10 protein-coding genes are annotated in these 25,771 nt (G+C 34.4%); 5 read left to right on the top strand and 5 right to left on the bottom strand.

What is annotated here, in order from left to right:
• Positions 1–118: 118 nt before the first annotated feature.
• The 5 genes from HM981_RS09200 to HM981_RS09180 form a co-directional block, all read right to left on the bottom strand.
• The gene (locus HM981_RS09200) at positions 119–5,494 is read right to left on the bottom strand and encodes a sulfatase-like hydrolase/transferase (protein WP_179338494.1); all 5,376 of its coding nucleotides are present in this window, start codon (positions 5,492–5,494) and stop codon (positions 119–121) included.
• Between the two features lie 224 nt (positions 5,495–5,718).
• Positions 5,719–7,671 carry a T9SS type A sorting domain-containing protein gene (locus HM981_RS09195; protein ID WP_179338493.1) on the bottom strand — a complete coding sequence of 651 codons (1,953 nt, stop codon included), beginning with the start codon at positions 7,669–7,671 and terminating at the stop codon, positions 5,719–5,721.
• A gap of 374 nt (positions 7,672–8,045) precedes the next feature.
• Positions 8,046–9,884 carry a sulfatase gene (locus HM981_RS09190; RefSeq protein ID WP_218846375.1) on the bottom strand — a complete coding sequence of 613 codons (1,839 nt, stop codon included), beginning with the start codon at positions 9,882–9,884 and terminating at the stop codon, positions 8,046–8,048.
• A gap of 24 nt (positions 9,885–9,908) precedes the next feature.
• Positions 9,909–11,432, bottom strand: a complete 1,524-nt coding sequence (locus tag HM981_RS09185; protein WP_179338492.1) for a sulfatase-like hydrolase/transferase — start codon at positions 11,430–11,432, stop codon at positions 9,909–9,911.
• Positions 11,433–11,442: 10 nt separating this feature from the next.
• The gene (locus tag HM981_RS09180; protein ID WP_179338491.1) at positions 11,443–13,827 is read right to left on the bottom strand and encodes a glycosyl hydrolase family 95 catalytic domain-containing protein; all 2,385 of its coding nucleotides are present in this window, start codon (positions 13,825–13,827) and stop codon (positions 11,443–11,445) included.
• Between the two features lie 326 nt (positions 13,828–14,153).
• Here HM981_RS09180 and HM981_RS09175 point away from each other — a divergent pair, with 326 nt between their 5' ends.
• The 5 genes from HM981_RS09175 to HM981_RS09155 are packed head-to-tail and all read left to right on the top strand — an operon-like array spanning position 14,154 to position 25,535.
• Positions 14,154–15,677, top strand: coding sequence for a sulfatase family protein (locus HM981_RS09175; RefSeq protein ID WP_218846373.1), 1,524 nt, complete (start codon positions 14,154–14,156; stop codon positions 15,675–15,677).
• A gap of 38 nt (positions 15,678–15,715) precedes the next feature.
• The gene (locus HM981_RS09170; protein WP_179338490.1) at positions 15,716–18,268 is read left to right on the top strand and encodes a PDZ domain-containing protein; all 2,553 of its coding nucleotides are present in this window, start codon (positions 15,716–15,718) and stop codon (positions 18,266–18,268) included.
• 25 nt (positions 18,269–18,293) lie between these two features.
• On the top strand, positions 18,294–19,886 hold the full coding sequence (locus HM981_RS09165) for a glycoside hydrolase family protein (RefSeq protein ID WP_179338489.1): 1,593 nt from the start codon (positions 18,294–18,296) through the stop codon (positions 19,884–19,886).
• Positions 19,887–19,916: 30 nt separating this feature from the next.
• Entirely contained in the window at positions 19,917–22,733 is a 2,817-nt protein-coding gene (locus HM981_RS09160) for a chitobiase/beta-hexosaminidase C-terminal domain-containing protein (RefSeq protein WP_179338488.1), read from the top strand.
• A 57-nt stretch (positions 22,734–22,790) separates the two neighbouring features.
• On the top strand, positions 22,791–25,535 hold the full coding sequence (locus HM981_RS09155) for a T9SS type A sorting domain-containing protein (protein WP_179338487.1): 2,745 nt from the start codon (positions 22,791–22,793) through the stop codon (positions 25,533–25,535).
• The last annotated feature ends 236 nt before the right edge of the window (positions 25,536–25,771 follow it).

Here is a 25,771-nt window from a genome sequence, read left to right as displayed (position 1 = left end):
TCTAATCGTTGTAGCACGTCTATCTTATTCCTTTAACAATTTTAAAGTTGCTTTACTTACATTAGATTAATCACTTCTAAAAAGTATAAACCTCTTTTTAAACCTGATATTTCTATAGTTAATTTAAGATAACCTTTTGAGTTCTAACTTGTGAATTATTTTCTAGCTGAACAATATAAATTCCGGTAGTTAAAGCATTCACATTAATTGTGTTTGTTGTATGAGCACTATCTAATTCTTGTTGTAATACTTTTCTACCTTGTACATCATAAATTACAGCTGTAGTATCATTGGTTAATTTTCCTTTAACAACTACTGTTTTTGATGATTGTTCGGTATAAATGTTTAATCCGTTTAACAAATCATCCTTTATTGTTAATGTTGTAGATGAGTAATGCACATAGAAACGTCCCGTTCCATTTATGGAAGCAGATGGTGTAAACACATAATCACTACTATTTAATAATGTCCATGTATTGGCTACATTATCTTCAAGATAAACATTAATATTTGAAGGAATAGTGCCAGTTGTTGCATCTAAACCAATAGTTAATTGTATACCTGCATCACTATTAACACCAAGTGGCACTACAACATCATTAAAATCATTATAAGGCAAGGCCTGAATAGCAAATTCTACACCTTCATTATCTTCTACTAGATTGGTATAAATACCATTAGTAGCACCTGTAAAATCTGCTGCATCGTATCCTGGATCTAGCCCTTTTGTTTTATCCTCAGCAAAATATATTTTTGTATTATAAGTAGATGATCCGTTAGATAAAAACAACTCCGATAAAACAAAACCAGTTGTCGATGATCTACCAGCTATAAAATCATCAGAAGAACCAACAGTTCTCATTTCTGGTTTAAAAGTTACGGTTCCACCAGATATAGTTCTAACAAAGAAACCTTGACCAGGTGTTATTTTATCTGTCGTATTAAATCCATTCCAAATCGTATAATTACTACCATCAGAATCATCAGCATCATAACCATAAATCGCTTGGTAGACTCCTCCTCCACCATTTAGTACGCCTGAATTTTCAGTCCAAAAGGCACCAAAATCTAAATATGATGGAAAAGGGTTTCCGATTAAATTCCATAGTCCATAAGTAGCGTCACCACCATCTGTAATAGAAACAGGTACATCGACTGCTGGTGATTCTGGCTCAGCTCTAAATGTAACGAAATCTCCACTACTAGAAGCTGCTCTATAACCTTGACCAGGAACGATATTTGTTCCTCCATCATTTACCGTATCCCAGTTTACAAATGCACCAGTAGTATTATCAAAAGGGCCAAATGCCTTTTCTGTAGTATTACTAGGGTTTTCCAAAAGATTAGGACTATCACCAGCAAAAAAAGCAAAAGTTTCAGTGACAGGAGACGCTATTAGGTCGTTGCCATTTGCTACTCCGTTTACAAATCTTTGCAGTCTAATTTGACCATCTACAACTCCCTTAAAAATTAAACTACCATAACTAGTAGAATTAGAGGATGCAAAAATTTGACCTCTTGTCACTGCATTACCTTCTACAGTAAGAGAATGTCCTGGTCCTACAACTACTCTTTCTTCTAAAGTACTTGCGCCATCAGCATTTACAATAGTTATATTATTTACAGTGACGTCTGAGTTTATGGTAATCCAACCATGTATTATTACATTTTCAGTAGGATCTGTAGGAGCAATTCCTCCTGCCCAAGAAGATCCATCTTCCCAATTAAGACTCTGACCATTGGTTGACGTAAACGTCGTTGGAAATATAATAAATCCAGATGCATCTTGTACAAGCGTACCATCTGCAGGTTCTAAGCCATCAATAAGCCAAGTATCTAAAATGGTTTGGGAAATTCCAGTATTATCTATTCCTATTCTAAGAATACCTGCTGTATAATTTTGTAAGTCTATAACACCTTCTGTAGTTGATGTCGTATATCCCGAAAATTCTACAGCTGTTGCTGCAGCATCAAAATCTATTGCTAATGGCTGTGTATCTACTGTAAGAGCACCCATGCTTTGGTTTGCATTAAATGTTACAGTTGCAGCGCCAGCAGTTGTAGCTAATCTTGAAATTGAACCTGTAAAAGTACTTGCAACATTAATTTCAAATGAAGCTATACCGTCTAAAGTTAAAGCACTACCAAATGCATTCGTTGTAGACGAAACAATTGGATTATTTTTAGCATTAATTGTACCTGTAAATGTTGAAAAATCTGAATCAGCACCTAAAGAAATTCCTTGTGTTGCACCAGCAGCTTGTGAATCATCTACATTGATTATACCATCTCCGACTACAGGTCCATTAAACACTATGTATTGATTACTTGAATTTGTCGATCGACTATCGGTAGTAATTGTATTAGAATTTATATAAATTGTACCACCTGTAAAAGTAAGTTGATTACCAGTTTTATTTCTATTATAAATAATCCCAGAAGTCGTAAAGTTTATACTAGGGTAAATGGTAATTGCTTTACTGGTAGAATTATCAATTAAACGCGAATTCGACGCCAACTGAGTATCAACAGTTAATATAGTCGAACCAGCATCAAGAAAAGACCTAGCTGTATTTGTTTGAAATTTAAGATTTCCTATTGTACGATCCTGATCTAAAGTTAAATCACCAGCATATAATATTAATGCTTGGTCGGTTGTTAATGGTAATGTACCAGTGTCCCAATTAGTAGTAGTTTGCCATTCTCCATTAGGTGCTGCTTCTAAAAAAGTTCTAATATTTTGTACAGATGTTTGTACATTAATATATCCAGATGCATCTTGTACAAGTGTACCATCTGCAGGTTCTACACCATCAATAAGCCAAGTATTTAATATGGTTTGAGAAATAGTAGTAGCATTGGTTCCTATTCTAAGAGAACCAGATACATAATTTTGTAAGTCTACAACGCCTTCTGTAGTTGATGTCGTATATCCTGCAAATTCTACAGCGGTTGCTGCAGCATCAAAATCTAATGCCAATGCCTGTGTATCTACTGAAAGATTAGCTAAACCGTTTTGGCTAGCATTAAATTCTATAATAGAATTACCATCTGATGCAGCTAATACTCCAATTGAACCTTCAATAGTATTTACACCATTTACGGTTAACACACCATTAGTACCTCCAAAAGTTATACTGCCAGTAAAACCTGAAAAATCAGATGAAGCTCCTAAAGACACATCTTGATTTATGATGTTAATACGACTACTTGAATCACCTGTTACAGCTCCATTAAATTCCACAGGAATAGTAGTAGTGGCAGTACTTTTATTATCTACATTAATCGTATTGCTACCTAATGCAAATGTACCAGTATTAAAAATAAGTTGTGTGGTAGCATTTTCTCTAATATGAATTTCTTTATCATCAACATCTACTGTTACATTACATGTAATGGTGATGGCTTTATTAGACCGATTCCTTATAATTTGATCAGGATTTAAAGACGTAGTACCATTTAGAATTAGTGTACCATTAGAAAATGTTTTGGTATTACTATTACCTGTTATTTGAAGTTGACCAACAGTATAACTATTGGTTTCTAAGTCTATAGTTCTTTCAAGAGTTGCTATACCAGTTTCATTCGCTATTATGCTATTTGTCCAGTTAGTTGCTGTATCCCATGTTTCATCTCCAAGATCAACTGCATTAGTATAAGTTCCATCTATAGGATCAATAACTGTTGAGATGTCATCCGTTATAACCACAAAATTATTTTCATCTATTAACGTAAATACAATTCCTGTAGCTACTTCTGGCACATCGGCTGTAATCACGTTACCATTTATAGTAGCAGGAAGCTCAAACCATTCTTCTTCTGATGAATCTACAGCCTCTATTCTATAAAGCAAATAAGCCGTTTCAATAATTGCATCTCCAGCATTAATAGTAAGAGTTGCTGTGGCTACATCTGTATCATGATCATAAACTGTTGAAGTAACAGACGGAACAATATCTTGATTAACTAATGGATCACCATTATAATCTGGATTAAAATGTGGTATTCTTGTATCGTTTTCAGCTAAAAGCGTCTCTAGTTTTAAGATCATTTCATTTTTAAGAGATGTATCCATCGTATCTATAACATCCACCATCTCTTCTATATCATTGTCTGATCCATCGGTATTATATAATTGGTAAGCTTTATAATAATCTCCGTTATCATAGATTTTATACAATTTATAATTTCCACTTCTAATTGCTGAAGATGCTCTTTCATCTTGTCCATGTGGGTAATGCCAAAAAAGATCTGTTCTTTCAGTATTGTCACTATTTTTTATTTCTGCTTCAGTGCCACTTAAAAAAGGAAATAAACTTACACCATCTAAATTGTTCAGAACATTGGCATCAAGAACGGCATCTGCTCCAGTAACCTCCATAATTGTAGGATAAAAATCTAAATGAGAAACTATGTTATCATATACTTGATTTTCTACAATACCAGGTCCAGTTATAACAAATGGCGTACGCAAACCGCCTTCTTTGGTGTGTGTTTTCCCTAAATCTAAAGGAAAGTTATCTGTAATAATTTCTGACCCATGATTTTCTGCACCTCCATTATCTGAAGCAAATATGATATACGTTGTATCAAATAATTTCATCCCTGGATTTCTTGGATCATCAGTAACTTTTAAATAATCTACTACTCTCCCTAAACTCCAATCTAAACTCGCAATCATCGCTCCGTAATAGGGATTTGTTTGGCCTGAAGTCGTAATATTTGCATCGGTTGTAGGCACAGGAATTCCTAATTTATCACAATAATATTCTAGTAATGCTAAATCTCTTGTTTGTATTGGTGAGTGAACTAACCAATGAGCCATGTATAGAAAAAAGGGTTCCTCTTTGTTATCATCCATAAAATCCAATGCTAGTTCTGTTACAGCATCATAAGGTCTTCCATCTGCATCTAATCGATAAGGATCATCTACAGCATCTGTAGCAAAGTCCACTGATCGGTCTCCCATGGATCGCGTAATTCCTCTATCAGTATCCTGATAATCAAACCCTTGGTCTACAGCTTCTGGATAAATATTGTGATTAGCTGCCATATGCCATTTACCAACATGACCAGATACATATCCTAAAGGATTTAATGCTTCAGCTATGGTAACTTCATCTAGTTGTAATCTACCAGGATAATATGACTCTATAGTTTTATTTGAAAGTTTAACTTTAGGTATTTGCCCTCCTGCGACATGAGTCATTTTGGTTTTAAGAGGCATTCTACCACTCATTGTACCTCCTCTTGACGGTGCACAAGTTGGTGCAGAAGCATAGGCTTGTGAAAAATTAGCTCCATCCTCAGCCAATGCTAACATATTAGGTGTTTCCCAAGGAACAACATCTCCAACATCATTTAACTGGGTGTCCTGCCAGCCTAGATCATCTGCATAAATAAAAACAATATTTGGTTTAATTATCTCTTGACCATTTATTTGTGGTAAAAAAAGAATGCTGAATAATAAAAGTAGTGTTGTGTTTCTCATCATAAAATTAGTTTATTTAAAAAAGTTTTATCAAAAATTACATTAGTTGCGATTATACCAAATAAACCATAAAATAAGCCTAATAATTTGCTTCTATCACTCACATACTTCATAATAAAATAGAACCGTAGACTTATGGCTATGCTTAGATTTTATTAGTCGTCTGTGAACGCTATAATCCAAATTATTTTAGTCTCATTTTATAATTCATTTGGTATTACTTATTTTTACTTGGATACTATTATTTTTCGAGTGATGCTATAATTATTACCATTCGAAAGCTTAATAAGGTAAATTCCTGATTTTAAAGTAGACACATCTAATTGTGTGGTCGTCGTGCCATTAGTCCATGTTTTATTCAGTACTTTAGTTCCTAGTACGTTTAGGACCGTTATGTTATTTATATCTGTAGTTGTTCTAGAAATTGTGAGTCGATCAGCTACTGGGTTGGGATACAACTTAACATCTGATTGATTAGTAAATTCATATGAATTTGTACTTAGCGTTTCACCGACTAGATAAGCCCCATCTGGTCTTACATATGGTTCAAAATCGGGTACAGGACTAGAAAGAAGTCTATCGTTAATTGCTTTCATAATAAGCATTTCATCAGCCATTATATGGCCTTCATCAGCATTAGCATTAGATACCGTAGTTGCAAAGGTAACACCAGCATTGGCATCTATTAGAATTTTAGTAAATCTGTAAGCATCTTCTATTCCAAATATTAAATTTGCGGAACTAACATGCCATTTATCTCTAATAGGAAACCATGCATGTTTTAATACTTGTTTTTTTTCATACATTGACCAAGGGTTACCAACCATAGCAGGTAATGTAAACTCTTCGTATCCCCAAGAATTTGGCGGAGCACCACCAGCTAACGCAGAGACATGTCCTCTTGTAAAATCTTGAGAAGTATTGTTTCCTCTAAAGTTTGATACATCATAGTCTCTATCATCTTCATCATCAACTCCATCAGAATCAACGGCAACTAATACGCCATCTATATAATGTTTATGACCAAACTCAGACACTGACATAGCAGCTCCAGGATCGGCATCTTTAAACATTTGAACAAAATCTTCTAAATTTCCATCGTCAAGAAGTACTCCTGTTGTATCAAACCAATATCCATCAGCATACTCTGCTATCGCAGGAATAAATCCTTGAACTAAATCTCTGTAAGCTAAATATTCATCTCCTTCAAAATTAGCTGTATAATAATCTACCCAAGCCGCTTTCGTTTCATCACTTGCTCTATCTAAATAGTTAGAAGATATATACAAAATAATCTTCTTATCTGCATCTTTAAATGTTTGCAAGACGTCCAGCATGATTTGTTGATTCTCTGCACTAGGAACTAAACTTTCGTGTATCTCTGTAGCGACATCTACATTAGTATTATCTCTCATTGTAAAATAATGAGAGTGTGCAAAATAACTAAGGTTTGTAATAACGTGCCCTACAGCTGGAAGTTCTGCAACAACCTCTTGTGCACCTCCTAATGGGTCATGGCCTGTAGCAACTTCTGCATCTAACCTTTCACCACCAAAAACAGGAAATGTAACTCCCCATGAACCCTGTAACCAAGCAGCTGGATGATTTCCTACGGTAGCGGTTTGATCTGTTGATCCGTATATCTCATCTATATAATAAGTCATGGCTGGTTCTTCTATACTACCATTAGCAAAACCTATTGTCATAAGGTCATAGCCATCAACATGTGGAACCACAACATTTTCAAAATGAAACGTAAACGTTTCCCATTCTTGTCCAACTGTAAAATTCAATTGTTCATAAACACGTTGTCCTTCATCAGAACTATCAAAAAACACTCTTAATTTTGAGTTGTTTGTAGTTAGCTCATCAGTAGGTATATCAATATAAGCTTTAAACGTAACTGTATAATCGGTTAAATCTGTTACGTAATTGAATAAATTAAATTTCAAAAAATCTTGTGTACCTTCAACTCTATTAAATTTAGAGACAATAGTGTGTGTATTAATTCCTAAAGTATTAGGGTTTGGAATGTTTCCTGTTAAATTAGTCGGTACATCTTCTTCGGCTGTAAACTCAATTTTACGCGTATTCGTTTGATCTTCTAACCACAAAAATTGTGCATTAGAAATCTGTACAAATGATATTGAAAATAAAAAAAAATATAAAATCTTTGGCATAACGGTAATTGCTTAATTTATTTAATAGCCTCCAAATAAATCATCATTTTCATATTTTGAAGACCATGTAAAAATAAGATTAGAGACTTAACTACATTTTCTCTCATTCACTAAATCATTGCTCTATACTACCAATTTCACGTTATACAGTGGAATAGTGCTATTATTTATATATAGTATTTTAATTCAACCCTTTAACCAAAGCGAGACTTAAATCGACCACTTATTTAAATTAAGCAGATTTACATAGTGGTTTCAATATCCTCTGAATTGCGTTTTAGTAATGATATAGTTGAGGTTATATGTATATATAACAAAAGAAGCACTATAGAATTTAATCCTATTGTGCTTCTTTAAATATGAAATAATTTTAATTATTTGATGGCAATTGCTTTAGTTGCAAATACTTTAGTAGTTTTTTGGTAGCCTCCATCAGGATAACCTATTAAGTAATTGTTTTCGTCAATTAAATTAAATACGTAATGCGTAGTTCCTTTTGGCAATGCTACAGAAACATTATCATTCCTAAGATTCATAGAAACAGGAAACCAAATTTCACCACGTACACCACCATTAGTTGTATAAATTAATTCTGCTTTTACCACCTTAGCTCCATTGTTTTGATATTTTAACCAAACATTTTTTCCATCTATGCCATGCTCAACAACAGTAGGTATTTTAGATTTATTAGGTAACGCAGATTTACTAGTTGGATTTAAATAAGGATATCTCGCATTTAGTTTTTGTAATCGTTCTGTTAAAAGACGATTCATCTCTTCTGTTTTCTTTGGCATTTTTTCTGCTAGATTTTGAGATTCTTCAATATCGACACGTTTTGAACCATTTTCGTACAATTGATATAAGGCCAAATCGGTCTTTTTTTCTGTAGCCGTATAGTCACGCACTAGTTTAAAGTCTCCAATTCGTAATGTAGATTGCATAGCGCTGTTTGGAAAGTGCCACATCATCGTATTTCTTGGTTTTCCGGTTTCAGGATCTAAAACTAATTTAGCATCTGTTGGGTCTTTATCTAGTAATGTAGATAAATCAGCACCATCGAATATTTGATTTGCATCTTTTGGAGTGTTTGTCCAACTTAGTATCGTAGGATAGAAATCCACACCATTTACCATAACATTAGATTCCGTATTTGCAGCAATATTTGGTCCTGTTATGATTAGTGGTACTCGTACACCACCTTCTTTTGCATTTATCTTTCCTTTGTCTAAAGGATAGTTGTCTGTAATAATTTCTTTTGTATGTTGTTCCATACCTCCATTATCAGAGGTGAAAATAACATAGGTGTTTTCGATTAACATATGCCCTGGCCATCTTGGATCTTCTGTTTCTTCAAGATATGTAATCAGTTGACCAGTGTAATGATCTATCATTTCTACCATGGCAGCATAATAGGCGTTTTTTTGACCTGCTTTGTCCCACATGTCATTCTTTTTAGGATATTCTAATCCTAATTTCTCATAGTATTTACGCAATAAAGCTTCACTTCGTGTTTGTATAGGCGTGTGTACTAATCGAGAGCAATAGTAAAGAAAAAATGGATCTTTTTTATTTTGGTTCATAAAATCAATACCGTCTTGAGTGATATCATCAAAAGGAAAACCATCTTCGTCTAGTGTAAATGGATCTGAAGGATCCGTCGTTGCAAATCCTTTTGTACGATCGGTCATTCTTTTATGAGGTCCAAAACCATGTTTTGAAAAATCGTATCCTTGATCTTTAGGTTCAGGATAGTCTGTTACAGCAATACCAACGTGCCATTTTCCTGAGTGTCCTGTTTTATAGCCATTTGATTTAAGTGATTCGGCAATCGTTACTTTAGAAGCATCTAAAGCACCGCGCATCCAAGGACTAATCAAGGTAGATCTATGATTAAAAGGCAATGGTGGATGACCTCCTCTTACGCTAGTTCTTTCTAAACGCACTGGGTGTTGGCCAGATAAGATTGCACCTCTAGACGGAGAACACGTCGTTGCAGGAGAATACGCTTGCCAGAATAAAACTCCTTCTTTAGCTAATCTGTCAATGTTTGGAGTTTCGAATGGAGAAGGCTCGTCAATATCGTAACATTTTACATCTTGCCAACCTAAATCATCGGTTAAAATTAATACTACATTTGGCTTTTTTGGTCTTTCTTGTGCAAAACTGCTTGACATAACTAAACAAGCCATTCCTAATAGAAATACTTTTTTCATGATGATTATTACTTAATTATAAAACTAATTTAGTTCAGATACAAGGGTTTTACATCTTTGTCTGTACACGTTTAAAATCTCTAAATAGTCTTTATTCCCAACCAAGTTATTCTGTTCTTTAGGATCGTTTATAATATCGAATAGCTCTTCGTAAATTGGGGCTTCATTCGTTTCCGTAGATTGATTTGGAACATATTTATTTCGGTCGTTTTCCTTACCAAACGAACGAATGTACTTAAACTGTTTACTGCGTACTCCTTCTTGTCTAGGGTAACCTTGATCTGTAAATAAGTTTTCTAAAAAGATGTCTTCTCTCCAATCTGTATTTTCACCGGCAATTAATGGAAGCATACTTTTACCTTGATAGGATTCCGGTGTTTTTACACCACACATTTCTAAAATAGTTGCAGGAATATCTTGACCAACAACCAATTCCTCAATCACTTTTCCTTTTGTTTTATCCTTGAAAAATGGCGAATACACAATCATCGGCACATGCACCGATTCATCATACAAAATGGTTTTTCCGCCTAATCCGTGTTCGCCTAAAAACAAACCATTGTCGGAACAAAACACAATAATAGTATTGTCTGCTTCTCCTATTTCTTTTAAAAAGGTACGTAAATTCCCTACCATTAGATCGATAGCATAATTAGCACGATCCATTTTTAGCTTTTCATTTAATAATTTGCCTTTATTAGCAGTTACATAATATTTCATTAAATCTGAGGTCGCATACACTTCTTTAGGCAAACTAATATCTTGAGGATAGTTGTCAGGTAATTCCATTTTATGCTTTACATCATCGTATTTTGTTTTATAATATTCTGGATCTGTGTCTTGCGATCCCATACCACCAATACTAGAGGCATGCGGAAGATTTAAATTAATCCATGCCGAAAAGGGTTTGTTAGGATCTCTTTTCTTCAATTGATTTTTAATAGATGGGTCTGCGTTTTTATAAAAGTAATCATAGGTTTCATCTTGTGACAAATAAGCTTTGGTCGCTTCTAAGAACCCTTCTATTTGTGTTTTGTTTTTAAGGTTAGCAAACTGTTTGTGTCTTTTTGCAGGATAAAACCCCAAATGACCATTACCATAATAAGCAAAGTCAGTATCTTTATTTAACGGTGTATTTTTTTTATCTCCAATTTTGGTGTGATGTTTCCCAATAAAAGCAGTGGAATATCCAGCTTTTTTTAATTGTGCTTGCCAACTGTTTTGATAGGTTTCTTTGGAAATCACATGTTTAGAAACGTAGGTAAACCCAATTTTGTTTTTTCGTTCCCATTGTGCTGTAAAGATATTGGCTCTACTTGGTCCACAAATAGGACTGGTAATATAGGCGTTGTTGAAAAAGATACCTTCTTTTGCTAACTGATCTATATTTGGTGTATCGGCAATAGGATCTCCCGTCATGCTCAGAGAATTATACCGTTGGTCATCTGAAAAAATAAAAATGACATTCGGTTTCTTTTGTTGTTCTTGTGCTTTGCACGCTATAAACGAAGCGCATATAAAAATGCTGTATAGAATAGATTTTTTCATGAGTTTATATTTAATAAGAACTGTAGTATTTATGACCAGGTAATCGTTTTGTTTTTTCACCATAACCGAATAGATTTTGCTCTGCTTCCGATTTTGGTAACTCTTTTATGCTTAAATCTGTTTTGTTTATTTCTTTGGAAGTAATAATAACCGATTCATTTTGCTTTAAATCAATTTTATAAGAACCATCTTTGGATTGATTTATAGAAACGGACTTCCCATCGATATAAAATTTAGGATTTTCAAAATCTACATGAACGACACATGCATTTCCTTTTAAACTTTTTATAGATACAAATTCGGTAACTCCTTCTACTTTTTTGGCACTGACTAAAAAGGCACCTTGTGTTCTTAAATCATGAAACGCCACATCTTTCCATTTTTTCGGACTCGCAGGAAATACACGAATTTTTCCGCCCCAACTTTGCAACATCATATCGTGTAAACTTGTGGCAAAAGACAACGGGCTTTCAATAACCGGATTAATTTTTCCTTCGGAATACATCGTAGTAGACGAAATATTTTTATGCTTAATTAGAAAATCTAAATAATAATACGCTTTTTCAGCATCGCCTAAATTGGCATACATAGAAGATGCTCCAGTTGCTGTATAACCTGTAACTGGCATGGCTTTGATTTTCTTACCACTATTAAACGTAACATCCAACCAATGATCTAAAGACGTACGTAACAATTTTTTATCTTCCTCGTTTTCTGGTGTGATTACCATCAAAGGATAATAGGCTAATAGATGCGAATAGTGTCTGTGCGGATTGGCAAAAGGTCTATCTTTTCCTACCATAAGACCATTTTCATCAATTTGAAAATCCACTAAATTATCTAATAAATGTTGCCATTCTTTTTTAAGCGGGTCATTTATTTCATGCTTTTCATCAATATCAATTAAGGTTTGACAGCTCCAACGAATTAAGGCTAACGTGAAATTAATATCTTGCCCACGACCAGGTTTGTATTCTGGCGACCAACTGTATTTAATATGAATTTTGCCGTCTTCGGCTTCTACAGGATTGTCTTTTATATAATTTAAATAACTATTCACCGTCTTTTTTAAGATTGGAAATAGGTTGTCTCGCATACGAATATCATCGCCTGCAAATTGACAATGCAACCAATAATCGTTTAACATCCATGCTAACATATCTGGCACTTTTGCTCCGTTGAAAGCGATGAGGTCTTGCGGCATTAAAGCAGCAACGGCAGCACTGTTTTTCCAACTTCCAGGCACATTGTTTTCTAGGTTTTTAGCATATTTGTCAATATTGTTTGGTAGAGATTCTCCAATAGACATTCTATTGGCTGTTAAATGCGTCCAATAGATGAGTTGCACATTTAAATCGCCCCAAACCATTGGCCAAAACGTTCGGTTATACCAAGGTCCCATTAAATCTAAAATGGGTCCGTTTCCTCTAGAAGCAGAGCCTAGTTTATACATTTGTATCCAATAGAACGATTCTTTTTCCGCATCATTGATGGTTAAAAAACTTAATGGATAATAGTCGTGCCACCATTTTTGATGGGTAGATACAAAGTTGTTTTTTTGGATTAGAACATCAGCCGTTTTTAAATTTTCTGTAACTATTTCTAATGAATTATGATCTGGAAAACAATGGTGTACACTCGCTATTAATTGTTGTTTTCCGGAAGGATTACCTGTTATTTTATAACCTGTAGTAGTTTCTCCTCTATTGTCGTATAACGGTTGGTAACAGAATTTGTAACCGTTTTTCTCACTGAACGTCGGTTTGGGTGCCATTTCTAAAGTTACGGCCCTCATTTTATCCCATGTACCTCCTTTTGGTCCTCCACCACTTTTTAAAACTTCGTAAACTGGTGGAATAGGATCTTCAGCATGCCATGTGATTTCTACGTCTTCATCTTTTGTCTCTGTTTCAAAATAAATGATATCAGTGGTGCTATGCGTCAACCCTTTAATGTTGTAACTTCCTTTAGTCGTTGTGATAGTACCTGTTAATTCTGCGTCCCATAAATCTAAACGCATATCAATATCAGTAATCTTTCCTTTAGATCTCAGTTTAAAATGACCTAATGGTAAACGGCTTCGTTTAATCCAAAGCATTTCATCCGCCTTTGTTTCAGCTTCTCTATGATCGTAATAATCATGTCTACCAATATGCAGCGAAATCACATTGTCGTTTTCTTCTGGACTTTGATACAATAAAAAGCCAACATTACCATTTCCTGAATAAGGCGCGGTTTGCCATTTGTCTGGAACAAGATCCCAAAGCAGGTCGTGTTTGGATAAAAAGGATTCATAATCCACTTTAAAATCCACCTGATTATTCTGAGAAAATAAGGTGCTCGAAACAAGAATAAAAAGATAAAGAATACGTATTTCTAATTTTAATCGAAACATGGACTAATATTTGTTTAGATAATGAATAACAAATATATTTTATTAACTAAAGAAAGTTGTTCTCTAATCTTGCAATTACTTTCTTTATTTCAGCATTCAGTAAATATATAGTGCGTAAACCAAATTTTAAATATGAAATATGACACCCTTTTGGTTACTAATCCGTATAGGAAAAAAAATTGAATTGACCCTAAGAACGTCCATGATGACGCGCGATGATTTGCTCAAGTTTAAATTGAGTAAGAAAATGGTCGATAACAGAAAACACATTGTAGCATTAATGCATAGTTTTACATTATTAATTCCAATATCCAATCCAGATCAAAATGTATAAATCTATAATTGCAATTTTTGTATTATGTTTTAGCCAACATATACGAGCACAAGAACAAGTAGATACTAGTCGTCCAAATATCATATTTATTTTTGCCGATGATATGGGAATAGGTGATGTTTCTCATACTACAGGAAAAGCGGCGACACCACACTTAGATCGTTTGGCAGGAGAAGGGATTCGTTTTACAGATGCACATACCTCATCTTCCGTTTGCACTCCGTCTCGCTATTCACTTTTAACGGGTCGTTATAATTGGAGAACAAGTTTATCTAAAGGGGTCATCCATAAACCGACTACAAAACCCTTGCTTAAAAAAGATGAAACAACCGTAGCAAGTTTGTTAAAGCAAGCAGATTATCATACCGCAATGATTGGTAAATGGCATTTAGGTATCGGTTGGGAACTGTTACCTAATTATAAAAAGGAAAAATGGCAAATTGGTGGCGGATGGAATATCGATTATACTAAACCAGCGATAACGCCAACAAGTAATGGTTTTGATTACTTTTATGGCATAGCAGCTTCATTAGATATGCCTCCTTATGTATATATTGAAAATGAAAAAGTGACAGAACTTCCTTCTGTTATGAATGACCCAAAGATACGTTCTAGAAAAGGGCCTTCTGCTCCAAGTTTTAAATCAGGTGAATGTTTACAAGTTTTTGCAGAAAAATCAGTGGATTATATAAATGAGAGAGCTCAAGAAAAAGCACCTTTCTTTTTATACTTGCCATTAACCTCACCACATACGCCTATTGTTCCTAGTGAAAAATGGAGAGGAAAGTCTGAATTAGGACCTTATGGTGATTTTTTAATGGAAACAGATTGGGTTGTAGGAGAAGTTTTAAAAGCTTTGGATAAACATAATTTATCCGAAAACACCATTGTTATATTTTCTACGGACAATGGGTGTTCGCCTGCTGCAAAAATTCCTGCTTTAAAAAAGAAAGGACACTCACCTAGTGGAAATCTAAGAGGAAATAAAGCCGATATTTACGAAGGTGGACATCGCGTACCTTTTATTGTTCGTTGGCCAGAAGTTATAACAGCAGGAACACAAACAGATAGATTAACATGTATGACTGACTTTATTGCTACTTGTTCTGATATTACAGGTATAAAATTAGATGATACATCTGGTGTCGATGCCATTTCTTTTTTACCAACGTTAAAAGATCCAAAGAAAACAAATAGAGAAGATATTATTAGCCATAGTATTAATGGTTCTTTTTCTATCAGAAAAGGAGATTGGAAACTAGCACTTTGTCCAGGGTCTGGTGGTTGGAGTACGCCAAGAGCAGGGCAAACTCCAGAAGGATCACCTAGTGTGCAGTTATTCAACCTATCAGACGATATTGCTGAGACAACAAATCTGCAGGATAAATACCCTGAAAAAGTAGAAGAATTAACTCAATTACTTCAATCTTATGTTGATAAAGGAAGAAGTACACCTGGGGAAATTCAAAAAAATGATAGAGATGTCAATATTTATGCAGAAGATAAAGCAAAATAAATTACAGATTAAATAGGAATAAAAAAATATCTAAACGAATGAAAAACTTAATTACCTTATTATTAATCTTATCTATTGTACCAATGTATGCACTAGATATCCATGTCGCTACAAATGGTTCAGATTCTAATGAAGGAACGGCATCTAAGCCTTTGTTAACTATTGAAGCTGCTCAGAAAAAATTAAGAGCTAGCGGACGTTTAGGAAAAGAACCCTGTCAAATCATCATGCATCAAGGAACTTATCGATTAAACACGCCTCTAAGGATTACAACAGAAGATAGTGGTACTGAACAATTTCCTGTTATGTATGCTGCAGCTAAAAATGAAGAGGTCGTAATTACTGGAGCGCAATTAATTTCCTCTAAATGGGAATTATTTAAGGATGGCATCTATAGAACTAACGTTGGTGATTTAAATGCTATCGATCAACTTTTTGTAGATCATACCAGACAACATATGGCTAGGTATCCTAATTTTAACGCTGGATTTATACCTACAGATGGTGATGATTCTGTACGTGGAAAAAAAGCAGGAACAGTTCCTTTTTCAGGAGCGACGCCAGACGCTTGGGATGCTAAAAAAGCGGCAGAATGGGAAAATCCTGAAGGCGCCATCTTAAATGGAATGCACAGAGGGCTTTGGGGAAGTCAGCATTATTTTGTGACGGGCAAAAACGATAAAGGAGAATTGGTTTACGAAGGAGGTTGGCAAAACAACCGATCTGCTCCACCTCACAAAGGCTATCGCATGATTGAAAACGTTTTTGAAGAATTAGATGTTCCGGGAGAATGGTATCACAATACCAAGGACGGTTGGTTATATTATATGCCAGAAGCCCATGTAAATCTTAACGACACAAAGATTGAAGCCGTTCTTCAAATTAAACACCTTATTGAAATTTACGGAGAGCATAAACTACCTGTTGCAGAAATGGTTATTCACAAAAGTGGTAATGCACAAAAAGAAACCGTTGTTAAAAACTACGAAACGACTAAGCCGGTAAAACATATTCAGATTTCTGGTATTCACTTTACGGGAACAAAAAGAACCTTAAAAGAAACCATTGAGCCTTTACTCAGAAGTGATTGGTGTGTATATCGTGGAGGTGCTATTCATATACGTGGTACGGAGCATATTATTGTTGAAAATTGTTCTTTCGAAGAATTGGGAGGAAACGCTGTATTTATAGATAGTTATAATCGTCATATAGAAATTAAAAGCAACTTTTTTCAGAATAATGGTTCTACGGATGTTAACTTGGTTGGTTCCTTTGCTGCGGTTCGTGATCCTTCATTTAGTTTTCAACATCTTCCACCACCAATAGATGAAATAGACACTACAATTGGTCCAAAATCTGAAGAATATCCAGCAGATTGTATAGTTGAAAATAATTTAATGATGCGTTGTGGTCGTTTTGAAAAGCAAGCCTCAGGAATCAATATTTCTATGTCATCAAGAATTACAATTGCTCACAATACTATTAGTCATACACCAAGAGCTGCCATTAATATTTGTGATGGTACTTGGGGAGGTCATATTATAGAATGGAACGATTGTTTTGAAACTGTACTAGAAACGCACGATCATGGCGCATTTAATTCTTGGGGAAGAGATCGTTTTTGGTTTAGAGCTGGCCCATCAGGACCAGATTTAATGGATGAAAATGGAAAGCCTATGATTAGTAATTATATAGAAAAGTATCCAAATATGCCTTTATGGGATGCTTATCAAACAACTACAATTAGAAATAACAGAATGCAATGCGATCATGGTTGGGATATCGATTTAGATGATGGTTCCACTAATTATGAAATCTATAATAATATCAGTCTTTCAGGTGGTATTAAAACACGTGAAGGCTATCATCGTAATGTTACTAATAATGTAATCTTAGGTAGAGGATATACCTGTAATGTACCATACCCTAAACCAACGCACGATATTTTTGAAAGTAACATTTTATGGGGTGGAACAGTATACAAATCTAGTAATCCAACGCTTTGGGGAGGTATACGCAATAAAAATTTCATTCACAATCCAGATGCTATAGACGTTGTTCCTGCTTATGGAGTACAGCAGCAAACATTAGATGATGCAGAAAGTCTCTATGGAAATGTTCTTTTTACAGCGCCTCAACATGGCGATTTTACAGTTTCAAATCAATCAGAAGCATTACAACTTGGATTTAAAAACTTTCCAATGTCTGGTTTTGGTGTTACTTCAGATAAATTGAAGCGCTTAGCGATGAAACCACAAATACATGCACCAAAAGAGGTAGCATCTAATGTGTATGTGGAGAAAAAGATGAAAGGATTATTTGGAGCTAAGTTTAAAACGCTAGAAACAGAAGCCGAACTTACAGCAACAGGAATGTTTGACACCTATGGCGTTTTATTGGTTTCTGTTCCTAAGGATAGTAAATTGGCTAAAATGGGATTTAAAGTGGATGATGTCGTATTTGAATTAAATTCGGAAAAAATAGCAAATGAACAAGATTTTATTAAAAAAATGAAGCAATTAGCGAACCATGAACATACCGTGAAAGTATGGAGACATCAAGAATCAAAAACATTTTCTTTTGAAAAATAAATCATATAATTCATCTAAAAATATCATGAAAACAAACCATAGAACACAAGTAAATAAAGGCTTATTTCTGTCACTTGCATTTTTATTATTTACAGCAAGCGGAATGCTACACGCACAAGATACTTGGACCCTTGAGTCTCAAGAAGACTGGCAAGCGAATATAGCAACAAAATCAAATTTGGAAATCACCAATGGAAAAGTAATTCCTACTGAAAAGGAAGCTGTTTTTCAAAGCGCCATGAAAAAGTTTACAAAAAAAAGAGCTGCAAAATCTATTACATTTTCTCAATCAACAGAATGGTTAAATTGGGAACAAATTCCTACTGCAGCACCAGCAAATTTAGGTGATGCTCCTGTCGCATTGCAGTTAGGAGATGGAAATTACTGGATGTTTGGCAAATATGATACTCGAAAGAATAATAAACGACCGAATGATTTTAAAAGTAAGGATACCATCTTAAAAGGTTATGATGTGGTATTAAAAACCACACATCTTAAAAATCAATTTGATGCTCCATCAGGATTAAAAAAATCGCTAAAGGGCTATCATGCTTGGCATAGTATCGATATGAAAAACTGGGTGCATTATGGACCTATATCAGACATGTCTTCACGTTGGGTAACTTCTGCAGAATATATTGATGGAAAATTTTATTTTTATTACGATTTTCCAAACGATCAAGATCCGCATTTACTTATTGATGAAAACTTAACTGATGGTCTTGTTGGGAAAAAGATGGGCATGGCTTTTAAAGATCCCTCAGATGGTTCTGATTGTGCAGTCATTAGAGATTTAGATGGTAATTTTCATATTATAGCTGAAGATTGGTCGCCTATTGATGCTTCTACGCATGCTTGGGATTCGCCCTTAGCAACTCATGCTGTAAGTAAAGATGGTTTTAATGATTTTAAAATTTTAAATCCTCCTGTAGATGAACGCACCAAACCAACTGGTAAATTTGCGGAATATGCACATCCACATTGGTTTAAGGAAGATCCTGATAACTATCCTGGAAAAGCGTCACCTGTTGATATACCTAGACAAAGAATCAAAAAAGGAGACGTCGTTTCTTTTGGTAAATACGAAATCCATGAGCCAGAACAAAATTCTTTTGGAGATTGGGCTTCTATTTCTATTGGTGGTCAATATTATTTATTCGCAGATTATGATCCAGCAGGTAAGACAGGTGGTAAACACATGAGTGTTGCTTGGTTTACGTCTGATGATATTAATAAACAATTTGAATTTTGTGGAAATATAGGTCAAGGACATCCAGATCCAGATATCATGTTTGCAGAAGGTAAATATTACTTGCTTACGCAAACTAGAAATGATTATGTAAGTACTGGTCCTTGGGTAGAAACTGTAGAAGTGCGCATGGGAGTGGACACTACCAATGACGGACAAATTAATGAGTGGAGTAACTGGCAAGTTGTAAAGGAAGAGTATGATTATATAAAAGGGTTTTCTAAGCAGGTTGAAAAAACACCAGCACAGTTGAATTTTTCTGACTTACCTAAAGGCTATGGTTTTCAATTTGAGGTTAAAATGACGGATACTACAGAAAATGAATCAAAACCAATTTTAGATAAGGTAGTTGTGTCGTTTAAGAAATAAAAAATTAAAACCGAATTTAAGTTTCATAAGATGATGAAAAATATATTAACCGTTCTTATCGCACTGTTCGTGTTTGGAAACGCTTTTGCCAAAGATATTTATGTATCATCTAAAGGAGACGATGCTAATTCCGGAACAAAAAACAGTCCTTATTTAAGTTTTGAAAAAGCCTTACAAGAGGTAAAAAAATATGCAGGTAACGAAGCCGTTACGGTCTGGTTTACTTCTGGAGACTATTATCTTAATAAAACCATTGAGATAGGTAGTGCTTATTCCGGAACGGAAAAATATCCCGTTGTATTTTCAGTTATACCTGGAGCAAAAGTAATTATCAAAGGCTCTCAGCGATTAGAGCATCTAGAATGGAAAGCCTATAAAAATGGTATTTATCAAACGCAAGTTCCTGAAGGCTTGTCTATGGATCAATTATTTGTTAATGAAGAACGCCAAGTTAGAGCAAGATTCCCTAATTATGATTATGAGAATCCACTTCGCGACGGGAAAGGATACCTTCAAGTCACAGGTGGTACAGATAAGCGTTATGATAAATGGTTTTCATACGATCCTAAAACTTTTTCAAATAAAACATGGGAGCATCCAGAAACAGGAATTGTGCATGGTTTCCAAAGTCATAACTGGGGAAATATGCAGTACAGACTTAAATCAATCCATAAAGAAGAAAGTAGAATATACCTTAACGAAGGTGGTTGGCAACTTCAAAGAACACATGGTATTGGAGGAAAAAAAAGCCATGCGTCTTACTATTTTGTTGAAAATATTTTTGAGGAATTGGATGTTCCTGGGGAATGGTTCTTAAATACAGAAACCCATACGCTTTACTATTATCCGATGCAAGGCGTAAAATTAAGTGACGTTAAAATTGAAGTTCCTGTTATAAAAGATATGATTCAGTTGAAGGGTACTAAAGAAGCACCTGTAAAAAACATTCAGTTTAAAGGCTTTCATTTTACACAAACCAACTACACGTTTATGGAGTCTTATGAGCCGGTTGCGCGCGGAGATTGGGCTATTCATAGAGGTGGTGCTATTTTTATGGAAGGTACAGAAAACCTGTTAATTGCAGATTGTAATTTTGAATATGTAGGTGGAAATGGCGTTTTTATGAGTGCTTACAATCGTAATAATAAAGTAACTGGTTGCCGGTTTGTGCACACCGGAGAAAGTGCGGTTTGTTTTGTCGGTTCGCCGGAAGCTGTTCGGTTTTATCAAACTTGGGATGATAGATTAATGGACGGAAAAAACTGGAATCACATGCGTGAGAATATGGACTTAGAAGCTGGTCCTAAAACCCCAGATTATCCAAAGAATTGCATTGTTGAAAATAGTATCATGCACGATTTTGGTGATGTTGGTAAACAAGTGGCAGGCGTTTATATTTCTATGAGTCATAAAATTACAGCGTCTCACAATACCATTTATAATTGTCCACGTGCAGGTATATGTATTAATGATGGTACTTGGGGCGGACACCTTATCGAATTTAATGATATATGGGAAACGGTAAGAGAGACCGGAGAGCATGGCCCTTTTAATTCTTGGGGACGAGAGCGACAATGGAAAGGAGGTAGAGGAACGGATGAGCATTTTATTAAGGAATTAACAAGATTGGATGCTATTGACAACACAATTTTACGAAATAACAAAATAGCCAATTATAGAAAATCTATTAGTGCAGGAAATTGGACGATTGATTTAGATGATGGTTCTAGTTATTACGAAATCTACAACAACTTAAACTTAGGTTCTACTATCAAACTTAGAGATGGTATGGGACGTAAGGTGTACAATAATATTACAGTAAGTGCAGTACCTTCAGGATGGCATGTATGGCCAGAGAATTCGGAAGACGAGATTTATAAAAACATTTTTGTGATCGCTGGTACATTGCCTGGTAAAAATGTACCTACTCAAAACTTTATTCGAGGTGTAGGATTGTCTAAAGAAGTTAAATGGAGTGAAAACTATGATAATAATACCTATTGGAACGTTAACTATCCTGATAATTTTCACATGTCACCTAATCAGAAAATGGAAGCTTGGAATAAGGAAGGCTATGATTTAAACTCTGTTTCAGCAAATCCAAATTTTGTAGACCCTATTAATGGAAATTATCAAGTTAAAGAGAATTCTCCAGCATTAAAGACAGGGTTTAAAAACTTCCCTATGGATCAATTCGGTCATACAATGACTCGTATATTACCTTTTGGAGGTGATTTTGAAAACGAAACTATTGTACGTTTAAAGGCTGATATTAGAGCAGGTAAAAAATCTAATGTTTATTATACTACAGATGGTTCAGAACCAACGATGAATTCGTTAAAATATTCAGAGCCATTTAAAATTAACCAATCAACATTGTTGAGAGCTAGAACGTTTGATTCTAATGGAATTCCAGTTGGTTTTACAAACGAAGTTGAATTCACAAAAGTTAAAGAAGTCACCTACCCTAGTTGGTTAGCTACATTACTTACTGGTAAGTATACAGGAGAAACTGTTACTGAAGATAAGACTACAAAAATTAAAAAAGCACTTCAAAAAGAAGTGCATGGAGCTTTGTTAATTAACATTGCAGATGATCCAGATTTAATAGATGCTACAGGAGGCTATAATTTTGGTTGTTATATTGAGTCATTAGATAATAAAAAAGCGCAAATGTGGTTGGATGCTGGATTGAACAAAGATTGGGTGATTCAAAAATTAAACAAGCATAAAATTTTAAATATTGCCCATTTACAGAAGTTCCTTAAAACATATTCGGGACAGACAGTAAAGATTATTGCGGTAAGAGATTATGGTTCTAAAGTGTTTGAAGTCATCATTCCTTAAGTAAATTCAATGTGTTTCATCTAAGATAAAAAACTCAATAAATTTAAATTTATTTTCATGAAAAAAATTACTATATTTTTAATCATTTCGACAGCTTTTGTTGCGTTTTTAACCTTTTTTTTTAAAGAAAATAAAGGTGTAACAAAAGAAGAATTTAGAACGATGATAGACAATCATCCAATGCAAGAAAGATTAAAACTGTCTAAATCGGAGAGAAAAAAATCAGGGATTCCCCCAAATAGGTATTTCGATGATCAATATTTGTTAGAGATGAATCCTGCTACAGGAAAAACAAATCCTGAAAATATTCAAGCAATTATAGAAGAAGAAAGATCTTCAAATTTTTTAGGGGGATCTGCTAGGTCACCAGGTGAAGATACAGAAACTGCATGGGTAGATCGAGGTCCAAATAATATTGGAGGTAGAACTAGAGTTGTTTTTTATGACCCTAATGACATAAACGGAACAAGAGTATTTGCAGGAGGAGTAAGTGGAGGTTTATGGGTAAACGATGATATTAGTAATGCATCTTCTTCTTGGACTCAAGTAGGAATAGACGAAAACCTAGCGATTACATGTTTTGCTATAGACCCAAATGATTCTAATACGTGGTATGTAGGTACAGGAGAGGCATATACGCATAATGATGGCACAGGAAATGGAGCATGGTATACTACAGATGGAGGAAATACATGGTCTGTATTATGGTCCATCAACCTAAATCAAGGAAGAGGCAGACGCCCTTACTTTTTTAATGAAATTGTAGCATGGGATAATAATGGTACAACCGAAGTGTTTTTCTCATTAGATGGTTGGTTAGACTATAATCATGTTGGTTTTAATGCCTCTGGCTGGTATAAAATGGAAAATGGAAACATTAATCAAATAGAATTTGATGTTGATGGAGATACAAGAGCCTATGTTTTTAGTGACGTAGAGATAGCAGCAGATAATTCTTTATGGTGCGCTACAAAAAAGAATAGATGGAGTACTGGTGGTGGAGAGATATATAGAACAACTGACGGAGAAAATTTTACACAGAAGTATTCTTTAACAGGAGGAGATAGAGTAGAACTTTCTGCATCTAAAACAAATCCTAATTTAGTATATGCGCTGGTAGAAGAAGGGAACTCTACAGGTGTTAGAATTGTTAAAACTACAGATGGAGAAAACTTTACTGTGCTTCCAGAACCAGCAGATGCAGATACTGGAATTGATGCAGATCACTTTACAAGAGGTCAGGCTTTTTATAATTTAATGGTAGAGGTTGATCCTACGAATGATAATATTGTTTATGTAGGAGGAATAGATTTATTTAGATCTGATAATGGAGGTTTTTCTTGGAATCAAATTTCTAAATGGTCTAACAATAATAATTTAGCAAATTTAAATGTATCATTGGTTCATGCCGATCATCATGCACTTGTTTTTGATCCTTCTGATTCTAATAAAGGAATATTTGCCAATGATGGAGGTGTTTACTATTCATCTAATTTGTCAAGTGCTTCATCAAGCGAAACAGCAATAGTTGCCAAAAATAACAACTACAATATAACACAATTTTATTCAGGAGCTATTGGTCCAGATCCTGAAAACGAGATATTATTAGGAGGAGCACAAGACAATGGCTCTTTATATGTTGGTAATGCTACAAGTGGAACTAATTCATTTTCTAAAATTTTCACAGGTGATGGAGTGGCTACTTTTATAGATAAAGAGGAAGAATATTTAATTGTTTCTTTTGTATATAATGTATATGAATCTTATTTATTACCAATAACTGCTAATAGTGAAAGTATACCAATTAGATTTGATACTTCTAGAGGTTCTTTCGCAAATATTGCAGATTTAGATGACAATTTAGATATTTTATATGTGAATGGTTCATCAGATGGCACCTATAGAGTTTCTCGATTTACAGATTTAACATCCGGTAATGCTGGGGCAGGTAGTTTTGCAAATAGTAATTTTATAGATAGTGAGCCTACAGCTATCAAAGTTTCACCATATACTACAGGTAGCACTACATTATTTGTGGGTTCTGCTACAGGGTCAATTGCAAAGATAGAAAATGCTGATGACGATAGTTTTGGTAGTAATACTCTTACTTATACAAACATAGATGTTAATGGAATAATCAATACAGGTTCAATTTCTAGTATAGAATTAGGTGAGAACGAAGATGAAATATTGGTAACGTTGCATAATTATGGTGTAAATAATATTTATTACACTTCTGATGGAGGTACTAATTGGGCTGTAAAAGATGGAGATTTTGCAGACATTCCTGTAAAAGCAATAATGATGAATCCAATGGATGATGATGAAGTAATTATAGGGACAAATTATGGTGTTTGGCAAACAGATAATTTTACGGATGATAATCCTGAATGGGTACATTCTCAAAACGGAATGTCTAGTGTAAAAGTAACTTCGTTTGAATTAAGAGAAGCAGATAATACAGTGTTAGCTTCTACTTATGGCAGAGGGCTATTTACAAGTACTTTCACAGCAGATAGTGATTTATCAATAGATCAAAATGAGCTAAGTAATAATTCTATTATTATATATCCAACAGTTTCAAAAGATGGTTTTTTTAATTTAAAAACAACGGCAGAAAACTATACTACTTCTGTGGAAATTTATGATTTACAAGGAGTGAAAGTATATGCTGTTCAAAACTTGGAATTAGAGACGTCTAGTGACAAAGAAATAAAACTAGAAGTTTCAAGTGGACTATATATTATGAAAATTTATTCAGGTAATAAAGTTTTAAAATCTCAAAAAGTAATTATTCAGTGAGTAAGATGAAAATAAGTAACAATATAGAATTTGAAATATTTCACTTTTAGATAAGTTTCTTAAAATATTCAGAAAAAAAAATAAAGATTACTGCGGTAAGAGATTATGGTACTAAAGTGTTTGAGGTAAGAATTCCTTAAATGATTTCTATATAGAGGCACAAGTCCTATTGAATCAGAGTAAATAGGCTTAAAAATAGCATCTTAATTATACCTTACAAAACGTCTTTTCTCTTA

The sequence above is a fragment of the Winogradskyella ludwigii genome, assembly GCF_013403985.1.
Classification (GTDB): domain Bacteria; phylum Bacteroidota; class Bacteroidia; order Flavobacteriales; family Flavobacteriaceae; genus Winogradskyella; species Winogradskyella ludwigii.
The sequence above is the reverse complement of the archived record's forward strand: the minus strand, read 5'-3'. Positions and strand labels throughout refer to the sequence as shown.